The organism is Brevibacillus sp. FW301-21C12A, assembly GCF_058788915.1.
Genome location: NZ_JBYTBG010000048.1, coordinates 1 through 18,379 on the forward strand (window position 1 = coordinate 1; position 18,379 = coordinate 18,379).

13 protein-coding genes, 1 tRNA gene, 1 pseudogene and 2 riboswitches are annotated in these 18,379 nt (G+C 53.4%); all 15 genes and pseudogenes read left to right on the forward strand.

Translation table 11 applies throughout. The features are described from left to right. Positions 1–2: 2 nt before the first annotated feature. The 15 genes and pseudogenes from AC3WQH_RS21700 (at position 3) to AC3WQH_RS21770 (ending at position 18,236) form a co-directional block, all read left to right on the forward strand. Positions 3–79 (forward strand) — tRNA-Arg (locus AC3WQH_RS21700). A gap of 229 nt (positions 80–308) precedes the next feature. Further along, a complete protein-coding gene (locus AC3WQH_RS21705; protein WP_005834696.1) occupies positions 309–1,262 on the forward strand; it encodes an AAA family ATPase in 954 nt (317 codons plus the stop codon). A gap of 14 nt (positions 1,263–1,276) precedes the next feature. Beyond that, positions 1,277–2,482: a DUF58 domain-containing protein gene (locus AC3WQH_RS21710; protein WP_221843285.1), complete on the forward strand. Its 1,206-nt coding sequence runs from the start codon at positions 1,277–1,279 to the stop codon at positions 2,480–2,482. Between the two features lie 4 nt (positions 2,483–2,486). Beyond that, positions 2,487–4,721 (forward strand): transglutaminase TgpA family protein, encoded by a 2,235-nt coding sequence (locus AC3WQH_RS21715; RefSeq protein WP_492332243.1) that lies wholly within the window; start codon positions 2,487–2,489, stop codon positions 4,719–4,721. A 20-nt stretch (positions 4,722–4,741) separates the two neighbouring features. After that, positions 4,742–4,844, forward strand: a riboswitch (purine riboswitch). Positions 4,845–5,074: 230 nt separating this feature from the next. Continuing rightward, positions 5,075–6,613, forward strand: a complete 1,539-nt coding sequence (guaA, locus tag AC3WQH_RS21720) for a glutamine-hydrolyzing GMP synthase (RefSeq protein ID WP_005834701.1) — start codon at positions 5,075–5,077, stop codon at positions 6,611–6,613. 89 nt (positions 6,614–6,702) lie between these two features. Then, positions 6,703–6,805, forward strand: a riboswitch (purine riboswitch). Between the two features lie 121 nt (positions 6,806–6,926). Continuing rightward, positions 6,927–8,303 carry an NCS2 family permease gene (locus tag AC3WQH_RS21725; protein WP_005834702.1) on the forward strand — a complete coding sequence of 459 codons (1,377 nt, stop codon included), beginning with the start codon at positions 6,927–6,929 and terminating at the stop codon, positions 8,301–8,303. A gap of 291 nt (positions 8,304–8,594) precedes the next feature. After that, on the forward strand, positions 8,595–9,890 hold the full coding sequence (locus AC3WQH_RS21730; protein WP_035988384.1) for a histidine--tRNA ligase: 1,296 nt from the start codon (positions 8,595–8,597) through the stop codon (positions 9,888–9,890). Positions 9,891–9,945: 55 nt separating this feature from the next. Further along, complete coding sequence (locus AC3WQH_RS21735; protein ID WP_122953373.1) at positions 9,946–11,463, forward strand: M1 family metallopeptidase; 1,518 nt, start codon at positions 9,946–9,948, stop codon at positions 11,461–11,463. Positions 11,464–11,482: 19 nt separating this feature from the next. Next, complete coding sequence (locus AC3WQH_RS21740; protein WP_005834707.1) at positions 11,483–13,021, forward strand: M1 family metallopeptidase; 1,539 nt, start codon at positions 11,483–11,485, stop codon at positions 13,019–13,021. Between the two features lie 181 nt (positions 13,022–13,202). Then, a complete protein-coding gene (gene purE, locus AC3WQH_RS21745; protein WP_005834709.1) occupies positions 13,203–13,691 on the forward strand; it encodes a 5-(carboxyamino)imidazole ribonucleotide mutase in 489 nt (162 codons plus the stop codon). Next, on the forward strand, positions 13,688–14,845 hold the full coding sequence (purK, locus tag AC3WQH_RS21750; protein ID WP_005834710.1) for a 5-(carboxyamino)imidazole ribonucleotide synthase: 1,158 nt from the start codon (positions 13,688–13,690) through the stop codon (positions 14,843–14,845). The genes purE and purK overlap by 4 nt, the downstream gene beginning before the upstream one ends. A 2-nt stretch (positions 14,846–14,847) precedes the next feature. Next, on the forward strand, positions 14,848–16,143 hold the full coding sequence (gene purB / locus AC3WQH_RS21755; protein ID WP_007777155.1) for an adenylosuccinate lyase: 1,296 nt from the start codon (positions 14,848–14,850) through the stop codon (positions 16,141–16,143). Between the two features lie 98 nt (positions 16,144–16,241). Next, positions 16,242–16,469 (forward strand): helix-turn-helix domain-containing protein, encoded by a 228-nt coding sequence (locus tag AC3WQH_RS21760; protein WP_221843281.1) that lies wholly within the window; start codon positions 16,242–16,244, stop codon positions 16,467–16,469. Positions 16,470–16,566: 97 nt separating this feature from the next. Beyond that, positions 16,567–17,522 (forward strand): annotated as a pseudogene (locus AC3WQH_RS21765) (IS30 family transposase). A gap of 42 nt (positions 17,523–17,564) precedes the next feature. After that, positions 17,565–18,236 carry a hypothetical protein gene (locus AC3WQH_RS21770; protein WP_310670365.1) on the forward strand — a complete coding sequence of 224 codons (672 nt, stop codon included), beginning with the start codon at positions 17,565–17,567 and terminating at the stop codon, positions 18,234–18,236. Positions 18,237–18,379 lie beyond the last annotated feature (143 nt).

Genomic DNA, 18,379 nt, shown 5'->3' on the forward strand with positions numbered 1-18,379 from the left:
ATGTGCCCTTAGCTCAGCCGGATAGAGCGTTTGACTACGAATCAAAAGGTCGGGAGTTCGAATCTCTCAGGGCACGCCATTACTTCATATGAAATCGAAGAGTAGGATCAATTCCTACTCTTTTTTGCATAATCATGGCTGCATTCTTACAATTTTTAAGTAAGTTTTCCTTGTATCTCCCATTTCCATCCATTACTTTAGAATTACACTGCTGTTTTCTACGCAGGTGATACAAGAGAAGACGGGTAACAAAATGTTTCTGTTACAAGCTCGATGGAAGAATAAGATGGAACAGGAGATGTATTAACGTGAACCCAATTAAATTGGAACAAATGCATCCTGCAATTGCAAAGTTGATCGATAATATAGAAAAAGTTCTGATTGGAAAACGTTCCGTGATTGAGATGATGGTCGCGGCTGTATTGGCAAACGGACATGTTTTGTTGGAGGACGTTCCGGGTGTGGGCAAGACGATGCTGGTACGTGCTTTGGCTAAGTCGATCGGGGGAGAATTCAAGCGTATCCAGTTCACTCCTGACTTGCTGCCGACAGATGTGACAGGAGTAGCAATTTTCAACCAACAGACGATGCAGTTTGAGTTCCGGCAAGGACCGCTGTTTGCAAACGTTATTTTGGCGGACGAAATCAACCGGACCTCTCCGAAGACGCAGTCTGCTCTGCTGGAAGCGATGGAGGAGCGGTCTGTTACAGTAGATGGTGCAACTTATCGGCTGGCCGATCCGTTTTTTGTGATGGCCACTCAAAACCCATTGGAGTACGAAGGGACGTTTCCATTGCCTGAGGCACAGTTGGACCGTTTCCTGATGCAATTGCGCCTGGGCTATCCGACCGTGGAAGAAGAAATGCGCATGCTCTCCAGATTCTCGGAGGTGAACCCGCTCGCACAACTTGAGCCGGTGATGACGGCAGCAGACTTGGCGCAACTGCAAAAAGAGGTAGCTTCCGTCAAGGTTTCCGAGGGAGTAAAAGAGTATATTGTGCGGCTGTGCCACCGCACACGTGACCACCATCATATTTACCTCGGGGTAAGTCCAAGGGGCTCTCTCGCCCTCTACAGAGCCGTTCAGGCACTGGCTTTCGTGCGGGGAAGGGATTACGCCATCCCGGACGATGTCAAAGAGCTGGTGCCAGTCGTATTCGCCCACCGGATGATCGTGAAGCCGGAAGCACGGCTGGAAGGAGCAACCGTTGATCGGGTATTGACCGTGATTTTGGCCGAAACCCGCGTTCCGGTGAGCTGAGGCGGTGACTGCGGATGAGACAACGAAGATGGGGTAAGCTCAAAGCGCTCCTGCTTGTGGCAATCACCTACGTATTTGCCAAGTTTCAGGGCGGCTTTTCCAGTTGGTTTCTATTTTACAGCAGTCTGGTGTTCCTCGTTTATGAGGTTTTGGCGTATTTTTTAATGTTCTCGACGCTGGAGGTAGAGCGAGTCATCGACCGCAACCGCCTGCAGGACGGCGAGGACGTCGTAGTAACCGTGCGCCTGCGCCGGAAAATCCGTTTTCCGCTGGGCTGGCACATGATCGTGGAGCCGTTGCCTGAGCGGCTCGCAGGTGTATATGAGCCGCACAGGCAGTTGATTTTTCCCTGGTTTAAAAAAGAAATGGAGTTCCGCTATGTCATACCGAGTCTCCAGCGAGGTTTTTACCGGCTGGATCAGTGCGTCGTGAGTGGCGGGGATTTTTTTGGGTTCAGCGAAAGGCGCAAAGTCTTTTCGTTTCCCCAGGAGTTTCTCGTTTACCCGCGGTACAAGGAACTAACGCATTGGGCCTTGGGGGATGGCAGCTTCAGCGGCAACGTGCACGTGTCGCACAAACGCTCCGACGATGTCGCTGCCGTGAGGGGCGTGCGCGAATACCAGCGCGGTGATCGCCTGAGCCAGATTCATTGGCGCGCATCTGCAAGGGGAACGGGCTTGAAGACGAAGGAATTTGAACATCAGGCGATGAACCAGGCCGTTTTTTTCCTCGATGTAGAAAAAGAAAGCTATCAAGGACAGCCGGTACAGTTGTTTGAGACGGCAGTAAGGCTGACGGCAAGCCTGATCGCCTATGCCAATCGCAACCAGTACCATTACGGGCTGGTGTACAAGCAAAATGAACGCATTTCGATTGCTCCGGCGCTTTCCCACACTCATTTTCTGCGCGTCTTCGATCAATTGGCGCGGGTCATGCCAGCGGGCAGCGAGTCGTTTGCGCGGGTTGTGGGACGCGAGGCGCTGGAACAGCAGCAAGGCGTGACCTTGATCGTCGTGACTCCGCGCGTGGAAAAGGACCTGGTTCACCGTTTGATTGCTTTGGCGCAAAAAGGCAGAAGAGTGCAGTTATTCTATGTGCATGCTGACACTGTCATTTCCCAAGAGAGAAGACGAGCCCTGCAACTGCTGGGCGGAAGCAAAATATCATGTACGTCTGTCCACATCGACGAACAAGAGTGGAAACGGATTGGAGGTGCATAGACTCATGAGCGTGTGGAAGCGACCAACGATATGGCAATGGGTCTCGGCCCTTTTTCTGTTCCTCATGCTAAGAGAGTGGCTGCTCCCTCTCCAGGAGCTGACGGATACGGGCGTGCTGTGGCCGTTTCTTGTCATTGTGGCCGGTGTCCTGGCGATCGACGTAGCGGTTCCGTACAGGTGGGTAACGTTGCCGTTCAAGCTGCTGGGCCTCCTCTGGTTGTTGCATGCTACGCTATTCGATACACCGTTGTTTACAACCGATTGGCTGGCGGAATTGTACAGGCAGATTGTGCATGATATCCCGCTGGCTCTCGAGCAAGACTGGGGAGCGATGTCCATTTTGTCGCGCAATGCTTTGTTTGATGCCCTGCTGCTTGTCCTGATTACCATGCTGACTTATCTGGTGCTGGAGCAGAGACAGGGCTTGTGGTTTGTCTTTTTGACAGAGCTGTACTTGGCAGTGCTCGATACGTTCCTGCCTTACGACGCCAGCGCAGGAATTGTGCGGACGCTGATCTTTGGCTTTTTGCTGCTCGCTGTCAGCCATCTGATGAGAATGACCAGCATGGCGACGGTGACAGAAAAAAGAAGCCGGATATTGTTCGGTTCTCTGATGGCCTCTTTGCTGGTCATTTTGATTAGTGTCGGCATCGGGTATGCGGCTCCCAAAAAAGATGCGAGCTGGCCTGATCCGATTGCCTTTTTGATGGGAAGCGGCACGGAAGCACCGACTGCCGTCATGAAAAAAGTCGGCTACGACAACAACGACGAAATGTTGGGCGGGCCTTTCATGCAGGACAATACGCTCGTGTTCATGGCGACGACCAATGAGCACAGCTATTGGCGCGGGGACTCCAAGGACGTCTACACAGGCGTAGGCTGGGAAAAAGGCGATCGCGAGTACGAGGCGATTTTGGACCCGCAAACATACGAGTGGAAAAACGAGCTGTTTCACGGCCTGGAAACGAAAAAGGTAGAGGCAACGCTAGAGTTCAAAGGCCCGCAGCAGTTTGCTACCGTCTTTTATCCCGGGCAGTTGAACAAAGTGAGCAATTACGCTCCGCCAAATGCGACTGTCGTTTACGACAAGATGAATCAGCAGCTTGAGGTCCGCGCGGGAAAAATCAATCTGATCCAGCCTACGGGCGCAAATGGACGGACAGAGTACGGACCGAATACGATGCTGCTCAAGCTGCACCGGTACAAGGTGGACGCAGAGGTGCCGATTGTCAGCGAAAAGGCGATCATGGAAGCGGGAACGGACTATCCCGACGAGATCAAAGAGCGCTATTTGCAGCTTCCGGCGACTTTGCCGCCGCGCGTGAAAGAACTGGCGCAAAGCGTGACCAAAAACGCCAAGACGCCTTATGAAAAAGTAAGAGCGATCGAGAATTACTTGCGGGCGAGTGGAAAATATAAGTATGATACAAAAGATGTGCCTGTGGCAGCGGAAGGGCAAGACTTTGTCGACCACTTTCTGTTTGACAGCATGAGGGGATATTGCGATCATTTCTCCACCTCGATGGCGGTGATGCTGCGCTCGCTCGACATCCCGGCGCGTTGGGTAAAAGGATTCGCCCCAGGCGAGAGAGTGGGCAGCGACGATCAGAACCGCGACATCATGGAAATTCGCAATAAAGACGCCCACTCGTGGGTAGAGGTGTATTTCCCGGGGCACGGCTGGATTCCGTTCGAAGCGACCAGCACTTTCATCTCGCCCGTGCGCTTCAATTACGATTTGCAAACATCGCAGCCGCAGATTCCGATTCCGGTGCCGGATTTGGGGAATCAGACTTCGCCAGACCGGGGAGATGGACGCTTTAACGAGTTGGAAGAGGGAGACGCTATTCCGGGGAGTAGCTATTCGATTCCTTGGCAGGTAAATGTTGGGCTGGCAGTGGTGATAGCGGCCGCAGGTTTCTTGGCCTGGCGGCGCAGAAAAGACATTCAAATCTGGTGGCTCCGAAGACAGATCGATCAGGATAAAAGCAACAAGTACACGGATCGCTTCAACCTGCTGCTTCGCATGATGGAGCAGGTGTACACGAGACGGCAGTCTGGCGAGACTTTGCGGGAGTACGCGAGCAGAATTACGATTCCGGCGGACAAGCGGCAAGATCTGCGTTATTTGACGGAAATGTACGAGCGAACCGTTTACGGCTACAAGGAACTGGAGCAGAAGGCGCGGTCAGTGGCAGAGCAACTGATCGAGAGATTGATCCGTCAACTGAAGCCTTGAACAAAGCCGTCCCATCTGCTAGAATGACGATCAATGAGTCTCGTATAATACTCAGGAATATGGCCTGAAAGTTTCTACCGCTAAACCGTAAATTTGGCGACTACGAGGAGAGCACTTCGGATTTTTGTACATGCAACCGCACATGTGTACACAAGCTGGGACGCTGCCTCCGTACGAAAGATCGGAGTCACCGTCCCGGTTTTTTTGCAAATATGCGACAATTTTTCGCGTGTATGCCTGTATGCAAGAACCGAGGGAAGCGGAAATTGCTTTATCATGCATCGAGCGAGGATGTCGGCAAAAATGCGGCCGGCACTTGCACGTCCTGTCGGGTACAGGAGAAGGGGGATATGATGGACAAGTCATTGGAAATGGTCGTCGTACTTGATTTCGGAGGCCAGTACAATCAGTTGATCGCACGTCGCGTTCGCGATCTGGGTGTCTACAGCGAGCTGGTGCCGTTCAATACGCCTGTAGAAAAAATCAAGGAAATGCAGCCAAAAGGGATTATTTTCTCCGGCGGACCTGCGAGCGTGTACGAAGAGGGAGCGCCAAAAGTCGATCCGGCAATTTTTGATCTTGGCCTGCCAATCCTTGGCATTTGCTACGGCATGCAGTTGATGAGCCACATGCTGGAAGGAAAAGTAGAGCGCGCTGGCAAACGCGAGTATGGAAAAGCCGAGCTGCGCCTGCAAAATACGCACAGCCTGTACGAAAAATGGGATGCGAACGAAATCGTCTGGATGAGCCACTCCGATAAAGTGGTGGAGCTGCCGACTGGGTTCCGCGTAGACGCGGTAAGCGATAGCTGCCCGGTAGCGGCGATCAGCCATCCCGAGCGCAAGCTGTACGGCGTGCAGTTCCACCCGGAAGTTCGCCATACCGTAAAAGGAACCGAGTTCATCGGCAACTTCCTGTTCAACGTGTGCGGCTGCGAGCCTACATGGAGCATGACGACGTTCATCGAGGACGAGCTGGTGCGCATTCGCGAGACAGTCGGCGACAAGCAAGTGCTGTGTGCGCTGAGCGGCGGGGTAGACTCCTCTGTAGTAGCAGCGCTGATCCACAAAGCCATCGGCGACCAGTTGACTTGCATGTTCGTAGACCACGGCCTGCTGCGCAAAGGCGAAGCAGAAAGCGTCATGGAGACATTCGCGGAGAAGTTCTCCATGAAAGTAATCAAGATCGACGCTCGCGAGCGTTTCCTGAACAAGTTGAAAGGCGTCTCCGACCCTGAACAGAAACGCAAAATCATCGGCAACGAGTTCATTTACGTATTCGATGAAGAAGCGGGCAAGCTGACAGACATGGACTTCCTCGCACAAGGCACGCTGTACACCGACATCGTGGAGAGCGGAACGGCTACCGCGCACACGATCAAGTCGCACCACAACGTAGGCGGCTTGCCGGAAGACATGAAGTTCAAGCTGATCGAGCCACTGAAAACGCTGTTCAAGGACGAGGTTCGCAAACTGGGGACCGAGCTTGGCCTGCCTGACGAAATCGTTTGGCGCCAACCGTTCCCGGGCCCTGGACTGGGTATTCGCGTTTTGGGCGAAGTTACAGAAGAAAAGCTGGAGATCGTTCGTGAATCTGATGCGATTTTGCGCGAAGAGATTGCCAAGGCGGGTCTGGATCGGGATATTTGGCAATACTTCACGGCTCTGCCGAACATGACGACAGTAGGCGTAATGGGCGACGTTCGCACCTATTCCTACACAGTAGGGATTCGCGCCGTAACCTCCATCGACGGCATGACGGCCGACTGGGCGCGCATTCCTTGGGATGTTCTGGAGAAAATCTCCACGCGCATTGTGAACGAAGTCGACAACGTAAACCGCATCGTGTACGACATTACTTCCAAACCACCAGCAACAATTGAGTGGGAATAAAATAAACCCGGATGTTCGTCTTGTTTAAAAAATGAACGTTCGTATTTTCGTTGACATTCGATATGTCACCTGATACACTTCTCAATGTGAACAGGTAATATAGGAAGGTTCGTATATTCTTGAGGATATGGCTCAAGAGTCTCTACGAGGTCGCCATTAAACGACCTGGCTACGAACAAAATGTCGACGGGATACGAATTTGTTATCATTTTTAGAATTGTTCCCGGAGTGTTTTGTGAAGAGGCCAGGCGCATATTAATAGCGTCCGGGCCTTTTTTCATTGCCATTACCATAAGCATGGGGGGACTTTTCGGTGCGGAAGTATTTTGAGTTTGACAAACTGGGCACCAATTATCGCCGCGAAATCATCGCGGGCATCACTACTTTTTTGGCCATGGCGTATATTTTGGCAGTCAATCCATTCATCCTCAGCGGAGCGGATTTGCCGCCGGACTTAAAAGCCAACTACCCTGAGTTTGGCGCTGTGTTTACCGCAACAGCTCTCGCTGCGGCGATCGGTACGCTGCTCATGGGGATTCTCGGACGCTTGCCGATCGGACAGGCACCGGGGATGGGGCTGAATGCGTTTTTCACCTACACCGTTGTATTGACCATGCATATTCCTTGGCAGCAAGCATTGGCTGGGGTGTTTCTCTCTTGTACGATCTTTTTGATTCTGTCTTTGACCGGAGTTCGGGAAGCGATCATCAAAGCGATTCCGAAAGGGTTGAAATATGCGGTTTCTGCAGGGATCGGGCTGTTCATCGCGTTTATCGGCCTGAAAAACGCAGGGATCGTCGTTGCAAACGATGCGACTTTTGTCGCGTTGGGCCATCTGACCTTCTACCATGAAAACATGAAGCCGGAAGAAGTATTGGCAGCGAAAAATGCGCTGCTGGCGATTTTCGGTCTGATCGTTACCGTTGTTCTGCTTTCGCGCAAAGTTAATTCCGGTATTTTTATCGGGATGATTGTCACAGCAGTAGTCGGCATGATCTTCGGTCTGGTCAGCCTGCCAGAGCAAGTCGTGTCTGCTCCGCCGAGCCTGGCGCCGACATTCGGTGCGGCGTTCCAGTATCTCGGTGACCCATCGGCCTTGTTCACCGTGAACATGCTGATTGTCGTACTGACGTTTTTGTTCGTGGACTTTTTCGATGCGACAGGCACGCTGCTCGGTGTAGCCAGCCAAGCTGGACTTCTGAGAGAAGACGGCAATCTGCCGCGTCCGGGAAAAGCGCTCGCTTCCGATGCGATCGCAGGGATGGCTGGCGCGGTGCTCGGTACTTCTACGACGACCGCTTATGTCGAGTCGACAGCGGGGGTAGCAGCAGGCGGCCGCTCCGGTTTTACCGCGATTGTGACAGGGATCATGTTCCTGTTGGCCCTGTTCTTCTCGCCGCTGCTCGCGATCGTGACTCCGGCAGTTACCGCTCCGGCGCTCATTATCGTCGGTGTACTGATGGCTTCGCACATTGCGCAGGTGGCATGGAATGACCTGGACGAAGCGTTCCCGGCGTTCTTGACCATTCTCCTGATGCCGCTGACGTACAGTATCGCAACTGGAATTGCGACTGGCTTCATCGTCTATCCGGTGATGAAGGTGCTGAAAGGCAAAGCGCGTGAAGTGCATCCGGCGATGTACGTTCTGTTCTTCGTCTTCCTGGCTTACTTCATCTGGCTGCGCGAATAGGATTTTTTGGAAAATAGGCTTCCTGTCTACTGGACGGGGAGCTTTTTTTGCGCTATGATAGGAAAAATCTTTTTTTGGCGGAGGGACCATTCATGTTTGCATCAATCACGTTCCTTCAACAGCATCACCACGGCTAGAGCGTTTGTATCTTCGGGAATTTTTCCGCAGGTGCAAGCGCTTCTTGTGCTTTGTGCCTGCGGTGGTGATTTTTTTGTAGCCATGCGGGCATGAAGTTGCCTCGCATGGCTATTTTTGTTTGGACGATGGACGAAAAAAGAAAGGATGATTCGGATGGACAGCACAGTGTTGAAGAGTGTCAAAGGCACGAAAGATTTTATGCCGCCGGAGCAAATGCAGCGCAACTGGATACGGCGAACGCTGGAGGAAGTGTTCGAGGCGTATGGCTGCAAGCCGTTGGAGACGCCCACGCTCCAGTATTATGAACTGTTGGCATCGAAATACGGCGGTGGAGAAGAGATTTTGAAGGAGGTGTACCGCCTGCGCGACCAAGGGGAGCGGGAGCTGGCGCTGCGCTACGATCTGACCGTGCCGCTGGCGAAGGTCGTCGGGATGAATCCGGAGATGCGGCTGCCGTTCAAGCGCTATGAGATCGGTAAAGTGTTCCGCGACGGTCCGGTCAAAACGGGGCGGCTGCGCGAGTTTATCCAATGCGACGTCGATATCATCGGTACGTCCTCGATGCTCGCCGAGGCGGAGCTAATCAGCATGGCTTTTGCCGCGTTCGCCAAGCTAGGGCTTGAGGTGTACATCGAGGTCAACAACCGCAAGCTGCTGTCAGGGGTGCTGCAGGAGTTGGGCGTTCCGGGCGAGCGCGCGGCAGATGTCATGCTGTCGCTCGACAAGCTGGCGAAAATCGGAGTGGAAGGCGTGCAAGGTGATCTGCGGGAGCGCCAGGTAGAGGAGCCGCTGGTGGCGGCGATCACGTCCTTTTTGCAAAAGGGAGCGCTGGCGCTGGATGCTTTGGCGCAGCAGTTTTCCTCCGAGCTTGTGCAGCAAGGCGTGCAGGAGCTTCAGCAACTGTTTGCCTACCTGCGGGGAGCGGGCGTGACTGGCGAGGTGCGGTTCTCTCCGTTTTTGGCGCGGGGGCTGGGGATATACACCGGGACGGTTTACGAGATATTTTTGCAGGATCAAAGCATTACTTCCAGTATCGGGAGCGGCGGCAGGTACGATGAGATTATCGGGCGGTTTTTGGGCGATGGGCGGGAATATCCGGCCGTGGGGATATCGTTTGGGCTGGATGTGATTCTCGCTGCGCTGTCCTTGCGAGCCGAAAGTGCACGGCCTGCCGCAGATGTCCTCGTCATTCCGCTGGCGACAGAGGAGCTTAGCCTCGGGCTGGCTAACCGGTTGCGCGCGGACGGTCTAAGAGTGGAGCTGGAGCTTGCGGGCCGGAAGCTGAAAAAGGCGCTCGACTACGCTAACAAAGAAGGAATCGCCTACGTGCTGATCTACGGCGAGAACGAGGTGAACAGCGGACAGGTGGTGGCGCGGGACATGCGCGAAGGAAGCGAGCAGACGGTACCGCTCGGCCTCGTCTCAAGCTGGCTTGGCGAACGGATATGATTCGATAGTCTTTTGCTGCCACTTTCGGTACGATAGAGAAAAAGGGGGCGAAGGCATGCGCAAATGGGTCTTATGGCTTGGGTGCAGCAGTCTGATAGCGATAGCGGCATGGGGACTCCCGGCAAAGGCGAACGCGGAGAAGCTTTTGCAAAAGCCGCTCTACCAGGCGGATGTACAGATTGATCCCGTGAAAAAAGAAGTAACCGGAAGCGTAGCGATCACTTTTTGGCCGGAGGACCCGCAACGTGCCTATCTCCATCTCTATCCGGACGTATTTACCGAACAACATGAAGGAATGCTATGGGAGGAACTTTTAGGCAAGGAACCTGTACTTGGTACGTATGATAATAACAGGCTTGCAGTCGATGGGAAAATGGTTGTCGGTCAAAAGGAGCGGCATATTTTGCAGGTACCGTTGCAAGCGAACGAACAGTCCGGCGCTGCAGCAAGCCCACGCACGATTCAACTCGATTTTGCCATGAAGCTCCCTCATAACGATGGGAGAATGTCGTACGATGACCACGCGATTTGGCTGGGCAACTGGCTGCCGATTCTCGCCGTACACGAGCAGGCAGGCTGGCGTCTCGATGCGTACGAGCCTGTCGGCGATCCGTTTTACAGCGAGATCGCCGACTACGAAGTAAACGTCACGTATCCCGCAGGCTATCAGTTGGCCAGCACGGCAGCGGATGCCGGGGCGGAAGTAGCAGCTTCGCCAGCTACGTCTGGAGGAAAAAAGACGGTTCGGCTGCGCGTGGAAAATGTGCGCGACTTCGCGCTCGTGCTTATGGACTCGACTTATCAAAAAGCGGAAACAAAGGCGGGCAATACGCTCGTTCGCACGTGGTGGCGCCAGGGGGATGACGAGCTTTTGGCCAAGCGCATCCACGAGGCCGGAGCAAAGTCGCTCGCTTATTTTCAGGAACAACTCGGCGCGTACCCTTATGCGGAGTACGATGTGGTGCGGACAGGCGGAGCGATCAACGGCATGGAATACCCTGCCCTGGTGTTTTTGGACGGGCGTCATTTCGCGGCGGGGGCAGAGACGGGAATTGTTACGGTTGCGCACGAGACGGCGCATCAATGGTTTTACGGGCTGCTCGGCAACGATCAACTGCGCGAGGCGTGGCTGGATGAAGGGTTTACCGAGTATGTGACGCTCGCCTTTCTCTCTCGGGAGTATCCGCTGACAGGCGCGGAACGGGTGCGCAGGCGTCTGGAAAACGGCATTTTTGTCCAGTGGTACGTAAAAGAAGAGCTGCGTCCCTGGCAGGCGCTCTCTGCTTTTCCCGCCAACCAGAGCTACAGCGATCTCGTCTATTCCCGGACGTCGTCCATGCTTTGGCTGCTGCGGGGAGCGTGGGGCGAAGAACGGCTGCATGACGTGCTGCGCGAGTATGTGCAAACGTACCGTTATCAAAACGTCAGCGGAGAACAGTGGGAAGCGTTTCTGTCCCGGGCGGCGGGAGAAGACGCGCGTGCTTTTCTGGACTATTGGATGAAGCTGGACATGTCCCGGCAGGAGCAGGCCGCGGCCTGGCTGGAACGCCAGCGTGACAAACAGCGAAAGTAAGCGAAGGCAGGGGAGTGCCATGTGGCGCAAGCATTGGGTGGTCAGCATGGTAGTAGGGATGGCTCTGGCAGGCATTTTGTGGAGTAGTTCGTGGACGGGACAGGCCGAGGCCGATGTCGCGGTAATCGCCAGTCCACAGCAGACGCCGGCAGCGATCACGTACAGCGCAGATGTGTGGCTGGACATGAACGAACGTATCGTGACAGGCGTGCTGACGGCCCGGTTTGTCCCGCAGGATGACAAAGCTTTTTTTCATCTGTATCCAAATGCTTTCGCCAAACAGGCAGACCTTGGCACGGCGAACTGGGAGCAGGTGCTTGGCAAGCAGCGAGAGCCAGGCGGCATCACGATTACAGCCGTCAAGGTGGATGGACGGGAGGCCGGCATTCGCTACGAAGGAAAGACGAACACGCTGCTGCGCGTGCCGCTCCCGGCGAAAAAGCCGTCCGCCGAGGCTGTCGTGGAGCTTGGCTTCCGCCTGCAGGTTCCTTACAACAACGGACGGCTCTCCTACCACGACCATGCGATGTGGCTGGGGAACTGGCTGCCGATCTTGGCGGTCAAGGATAGCGGCGGCTGGCGGCTCGACCCATACACGGCGATTGGCGATCCTTTTTACAGTGAAGTGGCGAATTATCATTTGCGCGTTCATTTGCCGGAAGGATATCAACTCGCTACGACGGGGCTGGAGAGTACAGCCGTCATCACGCAGACAAGGCCGCAGCGGCAAAGTATATATGAACTGGATGCATGGAACGTTCGTGATTTTGCCATGGTCGTCATGGACGGCACGTACCAGGCGGTGTCCGGAAAAGTCGGGGAGACTATCGTTCGGACATGGTCGCAGCAGGGCGACGATCCGGCGGCTGTGAAAAGCTTGCACGAGACGGCGATGGAGTCGCTCGACTATTACGGGAAGCAGTTTGGCACCTATCCGTACAAGGAGTACGACGTCGTCAAGACAGGCGGCTTTTTCGGGGGCATGGAGTACCCGAGCCTCGTCTTCATCGAGGAGGAGTTTTTCAATACGGCGGACAACATGGGCGCAGCCGTCGTCGCGCACGAAACGGCCCATCAGTGGTTCTACGGCATCGTCGGCAACGACGAGGTGCGCGAGGCGTGGCTTGACGAGAGCTTGACCGACTACGCGACGATGGCTTTTTTGCAGGAAAAGGACCCGAAGCGATCTCAGGCGTACATCCGGCTGAGACAAGGCCAGTCCCGCGCAGCCGAAGCGTATGCCAAACGAGGGATTTCCGCCGAGACGAGCGTGGCGGCCTTCCCGGACTGGAAAAGCTACAACGAGCTTGTGTACGGGCGCTCCGGCGTCATGTGGTGGACGTTGCGGGAAGCGTGGGGAGCCGAGCGGCTGAATCGGCTTTTGCGGCAGTACGTGAGCGAGCACCAGTACAAGCTGGCGAGCGGCGGCCAGATCAAGAAGCTGGTCTCGGCGGCAGCCGGGGCAGACGCAACGCCGTTTTTCGAATATTGGCTGCATGTGCGGCTGGACTCCGCAGCGGCGGCAAAAGAGTGGCTGGAAAAAGGTAAACACGAATGATGATATCCAACCTATTTTAAAATGTTCGGAAGCGAGGTTGACAGGCAAACTTTCTCCCTGCTACACTGTGTATGTTGATAGCAAACGAGTACGAATAGCCCAGGCGATGAGTACGGCCGCAAAAGCCGTTAGTCGGTTGGGTTTTCTTCTGATGATACAAAACGTAGGGGGCGAATGGTTCATGCTACAGCCTTTGGTGGGCGTCATTATGGGCAGCACGTCAGACTGGGAAACGATGAAGGAAGCATGCGCAATTCTCGATGAGCTCAAGGTACCGTACGAAAAGAAGGTCGTTTCCGCGCACAGAACGCCTGATTTGATGTTTTCGTATGCCGAAAGCGCAAAAAGCCGCGGTCTGGAAGTCATCATTGCGGGAGCGGGGGGCGCAGCCCATTTGCCAGGGATGGTGGCGGCGAAAACGGAGCTGCCTGTAATTGGCGTGCCTGTGAAGTCGTCCAACCTGAACGGATTGGATTCGCTTTTGTCCATCGTGCAAATGCCAGGCGGGGTGCCTGTCGCCACTGTCGCCATCGGCAAGGCGGGCGCGATCAATGCCGGCTTGCTCGCTGCGCAAATTTTGGGGATCAAATATCCGGATGTGCAAGCGCGCTTTGTGGCAAGACGCGATGAGGTGCGCAAAAAAGTGCTGGAGGCTGGCGAACTGGAATGACGACCAAACAGAGCAAGCAAATCAAACCAGGATCGACTCTCGGAATACTCGGCGGCGGACAGCTTGGCCGCATGATCGCCCTCGCTGGACGAGCTATGGGTTATCGCTTTGTGACGATGGACCCGACCGTCGACGCTCCGTGCGGACAAACGGCGGACAAGCAAATTGTCGCCAGCTACGACGACGTGGAAGCAGCGATGCAGCTCGCTTCTGTCAGTGATGTCATTTCCTACGAATTTGAAAATGTGGACGCACAGGTCGCGGAAGTGCTGGAGAGCCATGCCTACGTGCCGCAGGGCAGCCGCCTTTTGCGCATCACACAAAACCGGATTTCCGAAAAGACAGCGATTCGCGAAATCGGCATTCCCGTCGCGCCTTTTCGCGTAGTTGGCAGTTTGCAAGATTTGCAGGCGGCAGTAGCCGAGCTGGGGCTGCCTGCGGTCATGAAAACGGCGACAGGGGGCTACGACGGCAAAGGCCAATGGGTTTTGCGCAGCGAGGACGAGCTGGCGGAGGCGTACGAGACGCTGGCCAAGGCAGGGACAGAGCTGATCGTGGAGCAGTTCGTGCCGTTCCAGATGGAGCTGTCCGTGATCGCGGCGCGCAATCCGGACGGGGAGCTGGCTGTTTTTCCGGCGGCGGAAAACATTCACCGGGAAAACATCCTGCATCTGAGCATCGTGCCAGCCCGCGTTCCGGCGGAAGTAAAGACACGCGCAGAAGAAATCGCCCGCACGATTGTAGAAAAGCTCGACGTCGTGGGACTGATCGCAGTGGAAATGTTTTTGACCGCAGACGGGCAGTTGTACGTCAACGAGCTGGCGCCACGCCCGCACAACTCCGGCCATTACACGATGGACGCTTGTGTGACCTCGCAGTTTGAGCAGCACGTTCGGGCGGTTTGCAACCTGCCATTAGGCTCGACGGAGTTGCTCTCTCCCGTCGTGATGGTTAATATTTTGGGAGAGCACCTGCAGCCTGTCTTGGATCAAATCGACAAGCTGCCGCGCACGGCCAAGCTGCATTTGTACGGAAAAGCGGAAAGCAAGGCGAAGCGGAAGATGGGGCATATCAACGTGCTCGCCCCTACTGTGGAAGAAGCGCTCACCCACATTGATGAGCTGAAAATCTGGACGAATCCATCGGAGGTATAATCATGATCGAACGTTATTCCCGCCCGGAAATGCGCGCCATTTGGACGGAAGAAAACAAATTCAAGGCATGGCTGGAAGTAGAGATTCTCGCGTGTGAAGCATGGTCCAAGCTGGGTGTCATCCCGGAAGAGGACGTGAAAAAGCTGTGGGAAAAAGCCAGCTTTGACATCAAGCGCATCTACGAGATCGAGGAAGAGACGCGTCACGACGTGGTGGCGTTTACCCGCGCGGTATCCGAGACTTTGGGCGAAGAGAAGAAATGGGTGCACTACGGCCTGACCTCTACAGATGTAGTGGACACGGCGCTGTCCTACCTGCTGCGCCAGGCGAACGAAATTTTGGAAAAAGACATCGAGGACTTCATCGCGATTTTGGCGGACAAAGCGCGCGAGCACAAAGATACGGTTTGCATGGGCAGAACGCACGGCGTGCATGCCGAGCCGACGACATTCGGCTTGAAGCTCGCTTTGTGGCACGAAGAAATGAAGCGCAACCTGGCGCGTTTCCGGGCGGCGAAAAAAGAAGTGGCGTACGGCAAAATCTCCGGCGCAGTCGGTACGTATGCGAACATCGACCCGTTCGTGGAAGCGTACGTTTGCGAAAAACTCGGCCTGACTCCGGCTCCGATCTCCACGCAAACGCTGCAACGTGACCGCCACGCCGAATACATGGCGACATTGGCGCTGATCGCAACGTCGCTGGAGAAGTTCGCAACCGAAATCCGAGGCCTGCAAAAGAGCGAAATGCGCGAGGTGGAAGAAGCGTTTGCCAAAGGTCAAAAAGGCTCCTCCGCCATGCCGCACAAGCGCAACCCGATCGGCAGCGAGAACATTTGCGGTCTGGCGCGCGTCATCCGCGGCCATATGCTCACTTCCTATGAAAACGTGTCTCTCTGGCACGAGCGGGATATTTCCCACTCCTCCGCAGAGCGCGTGATTTTGCCAGACGCGACTCAGGCGCTGAACTACATGCTGCGCCGCTTCATGAACATCGTGAAAAACTTGACCGTGTTCCCGGAGAACATGAAGCGCAACATGGACCGTACTTTCGGTCTGATCTACTCCCAGCAAGTGATGCTCAAGCTGATCGAAAAAGGCATGAGCCGCGAGCAAGCATACGACACTGTCCAGCCGCGCGCGATGCAGGCTTGGGAAGAGCAGCGCTCCTTCCGCGCCATTGTGGAGGAGGACGCGACTGTCAGCTCCACGTTGACCAAGGAAGAGCTGGATGAGTGCTTCGATTACCGTTACCACCTGAAGCATGTGGATACGATTTTCCAACGTCTTGGTTTGTTGTAATCCTGCGATTGTTCGCGTGATCCGAGAAACGCTCCCGATGAATTGAACTGCACCCCAATTGTTAGACACACCTAACAAATTGGAGGTGCAGTTTTTTTATGGCTAAATTTTCTTCAGAAGATAAATGGTCCGTTGTTCAACGTTATTTAGATGGCACAGAGAGTTATGCATCTATTGCTACGTCCATTGGAACAACTACAAGTATGGTGAGAAATTGGGTGATGCAATACGAGCATCAGGGTATAGAAGCCTTTGTCAAATCCTATACAAGTTACTCGGCACAGTTTAAACTAGACGTACTCACTTATATGAATCAAGGATTGTAATATGAAGTGCGACACCTAACCAAAGGCAAAAAAATGGCCCATGATTGATTCGTGTAAAATGAAGTTACCACACCACATTTACACAGGAGAATCAATCATGAGTTATTCACATCTTAGCATAACAGAGCGCAGTCAGCTAGCGTTACTCCATCGTCTGGGTTGGTCTACTCGGGCTATTGCCACTGAACTCAAACGACATCACTCTACGATTGCCCGTAAGTTAACTCGGGGCATAGAGGCAGGCGAATATCAAGCCGTGAATGCACAACATGCGTATGAGCAGCGTCGAGAGAAATCCACTTCCCGTGGCAAATGGACACCTAAACGTGGCTCCTATATTGCCGAGAAATTAGAACAAACCTGGTCTCCTGAGCAAATTTCTGGACGTATGAGCCAAGACTTCCCCGATCAGAAAGTATCGTTTACAACGATTTATCCCTGGCTCTATCAAGGTTTACTGGTGAAGGGAGATACCACCGTCTTGCGTCAAAAGGGAAAACGCAGACACCCTCGAGAAACGCGTAGTAGATTTAACGTAGGAAAATCCATTCAACAACGACCAAAAGAAGTGAGGAAACGTGAGAGTTTTGGGCATTGGGAACTGGGAACTGGATACGGTAGTTTCCAGTCGGGGAAAAAGCAAAACATGCGTCGCCACGTTTGCCTAGCGTAAAACCCGTCTCTATCTTGCCACCAAGATGCCTGATCGAACTGCAAGATCCTTCGAGATGGCATTTGGAGTGATTGCTGGCTCTTTTCCTAAAGGTACATTTCAAACAGCCACTGTTGATCGTGGAAAAGAATTTGCCTGTCATGAACGATTGGAGGCAGACCATGGCCTGGATATTTACTTTGCCGATCCATATTCCTCGTGGCAACGAGAATGCCAATGGGCTTCTCCGTGAATTTTTCCCTAAAGGTAAAGATTTTGCTGAAGTATCAACGGAAGAATTGATCCATACGTTACATCTCATCAACAATCGTCCAAGAAAGTGTTTGGGTTGGAAGACCGACTACGAATCATTCATGGAGGCAGTATCGCACTTCGCTTGACAATCCGTCATTTAAAATAAACATAAAAAGGTGGTAATTTTCATGAACAAAAAATTCAGTCTGTTATTCTTGGTAACAGCTATCTCCATGACCGGTTGTACAACAACGAACAGTGCAGAACCAGTCCAAGCCAGTCCGCAACCCCCAAAAGCAGACTACCGTAAAAAACTAGAGATTCTTGATCGTTTAGAGAATCATGACACAACATTAAGCAGAATGACGGAAATTTTGGCGATTGAGTGGCAGCGATTGTTTACGCAAGAGAATGAGGAAAAGCTATGGGATACATACTTTTCTCTCACCTGGAATGTAAGACCTGACGAAAAAGAAAAAGTGAAGAAAGAATTATCAGCCATACATCCAGAGTTTGCGTCATACTTGGCGTTGCAGAAGCAAGGAATCCTCCCCGCGAAGAGTGTGACTATAAAAAATTTGATGGCGGACAGGAATAAAGAAAATACGGGATATCTCGTGAAAGCCACGTATCTGCTTACCCTAAATAATGAGGCAACAAAAGAAATTCAAGTAGAATTGAATGCTGACGATAACATGGAGACTTTTAATCCCCGTTTTCATACAGTTGCAACAGGTGAAAATCTTCCTGAGCCTCAAAATGAACAAGAAAGATTACGGCAAGAATTTATACTCAGAGCACTTGATTATAATGTCATTAAAAAGATGACGTACGAGGAAGTCCTGGAGATGATGAAGTAGGAAATAAGCCAAGATGAGTTGGAGTTTCATCATACCGAAAAGGTTTTGCAAGTGAACTCAGACTGTAACCAACCGAGCAGGGCTTTCGTACTTACCAGCGCAAGCTTACAACCATCCTATGCGTACCTTACAAAAGTGTAAGC

What these genes read in the sequence shown, in the direction of transcription:
- AC3WQH_RS21710 (WP_221843285.1), top strand. Translation starts at nt 1,277, where the DNA reads ATGAGACAACGAAGATGGGGTAAGCTCAAAGCGCTCCTGCTTGTGGCA.
- guaA (WP_005834701.1), top strand. Translation starts at nt 5,075, where the DNA reads ATGGACAAGTCATTGGAAATGGTCGTCGTACTTGATTTCGGAGGCCAG.
- AC3WQH_RS21770 (WP_310670365.1), top strand. Translation starts at nt 17,565, where the DNA reads ATGAACAAAAAATTCAGTCTGTTATTCTTGGTAACAGCTATCTCCATG.
- purB (WP_007777155.1), top strand. Translation starts at nt 14,848, where the DNA reads ATGATCGAACGTTATTCCCGCCCGGAAATGCGCGCCATTTGGACGGAA.
- AC3WQH_RS21760 (WP_221843281.1), top strand. Translation starts at nt 16,242, where the DNA reads ATGGCTAAATTTTCTTCAGAAGATAAATGGTCCGTTGTTCAACGTTAT.
- AC3WQH_RS21735 (WP_122953373.1), top strand. Translation starts at nt 9,946, where the DNA reads ATGCGCAAATGGGTCTTATGGCTTGGGTGCAGCAGTCTGATAGCGATA.
- purE (WP_005834709.1), top strand. Translation starts at nt 13,203, where the DNA reads ATGCTACAGCCTTTGGTGGGCGTCATTATGGGCAGCACGTCAGACTGG.
- AC3WQH_RS21730 (WP_035988384.1), top strand. Translation starts at nt 8,595, where the DNA reads ATGGACAGCACAGTGTTGAAGAGTGTCAAAGGCACGAAAGATTTTATG.
- AC3WQH_RS21740 (WP_005834707.1), top strand. Translation starts at nt 11,483, where the DNA reads ATGTGGCGCAAGCATTGGGTGGTCAGCATGGTAGTAGGGATGGCTCTG.
- AC3WQH_RS21715 (WP_492332243.1), top strand. Translation starts at nt 2,487, where the DNA reads ATGAGCGTGTGGAAGCGACCAACGATATGGCAATGGGTCTCGGCCCTT.
- purK (WP_005834710.1), top strand. Translation starts at nt 13,688, where the DNA reads ATGACGACCAAACAGAGCAAGCAAATCAAACCAGGATCGACTCTCGGA.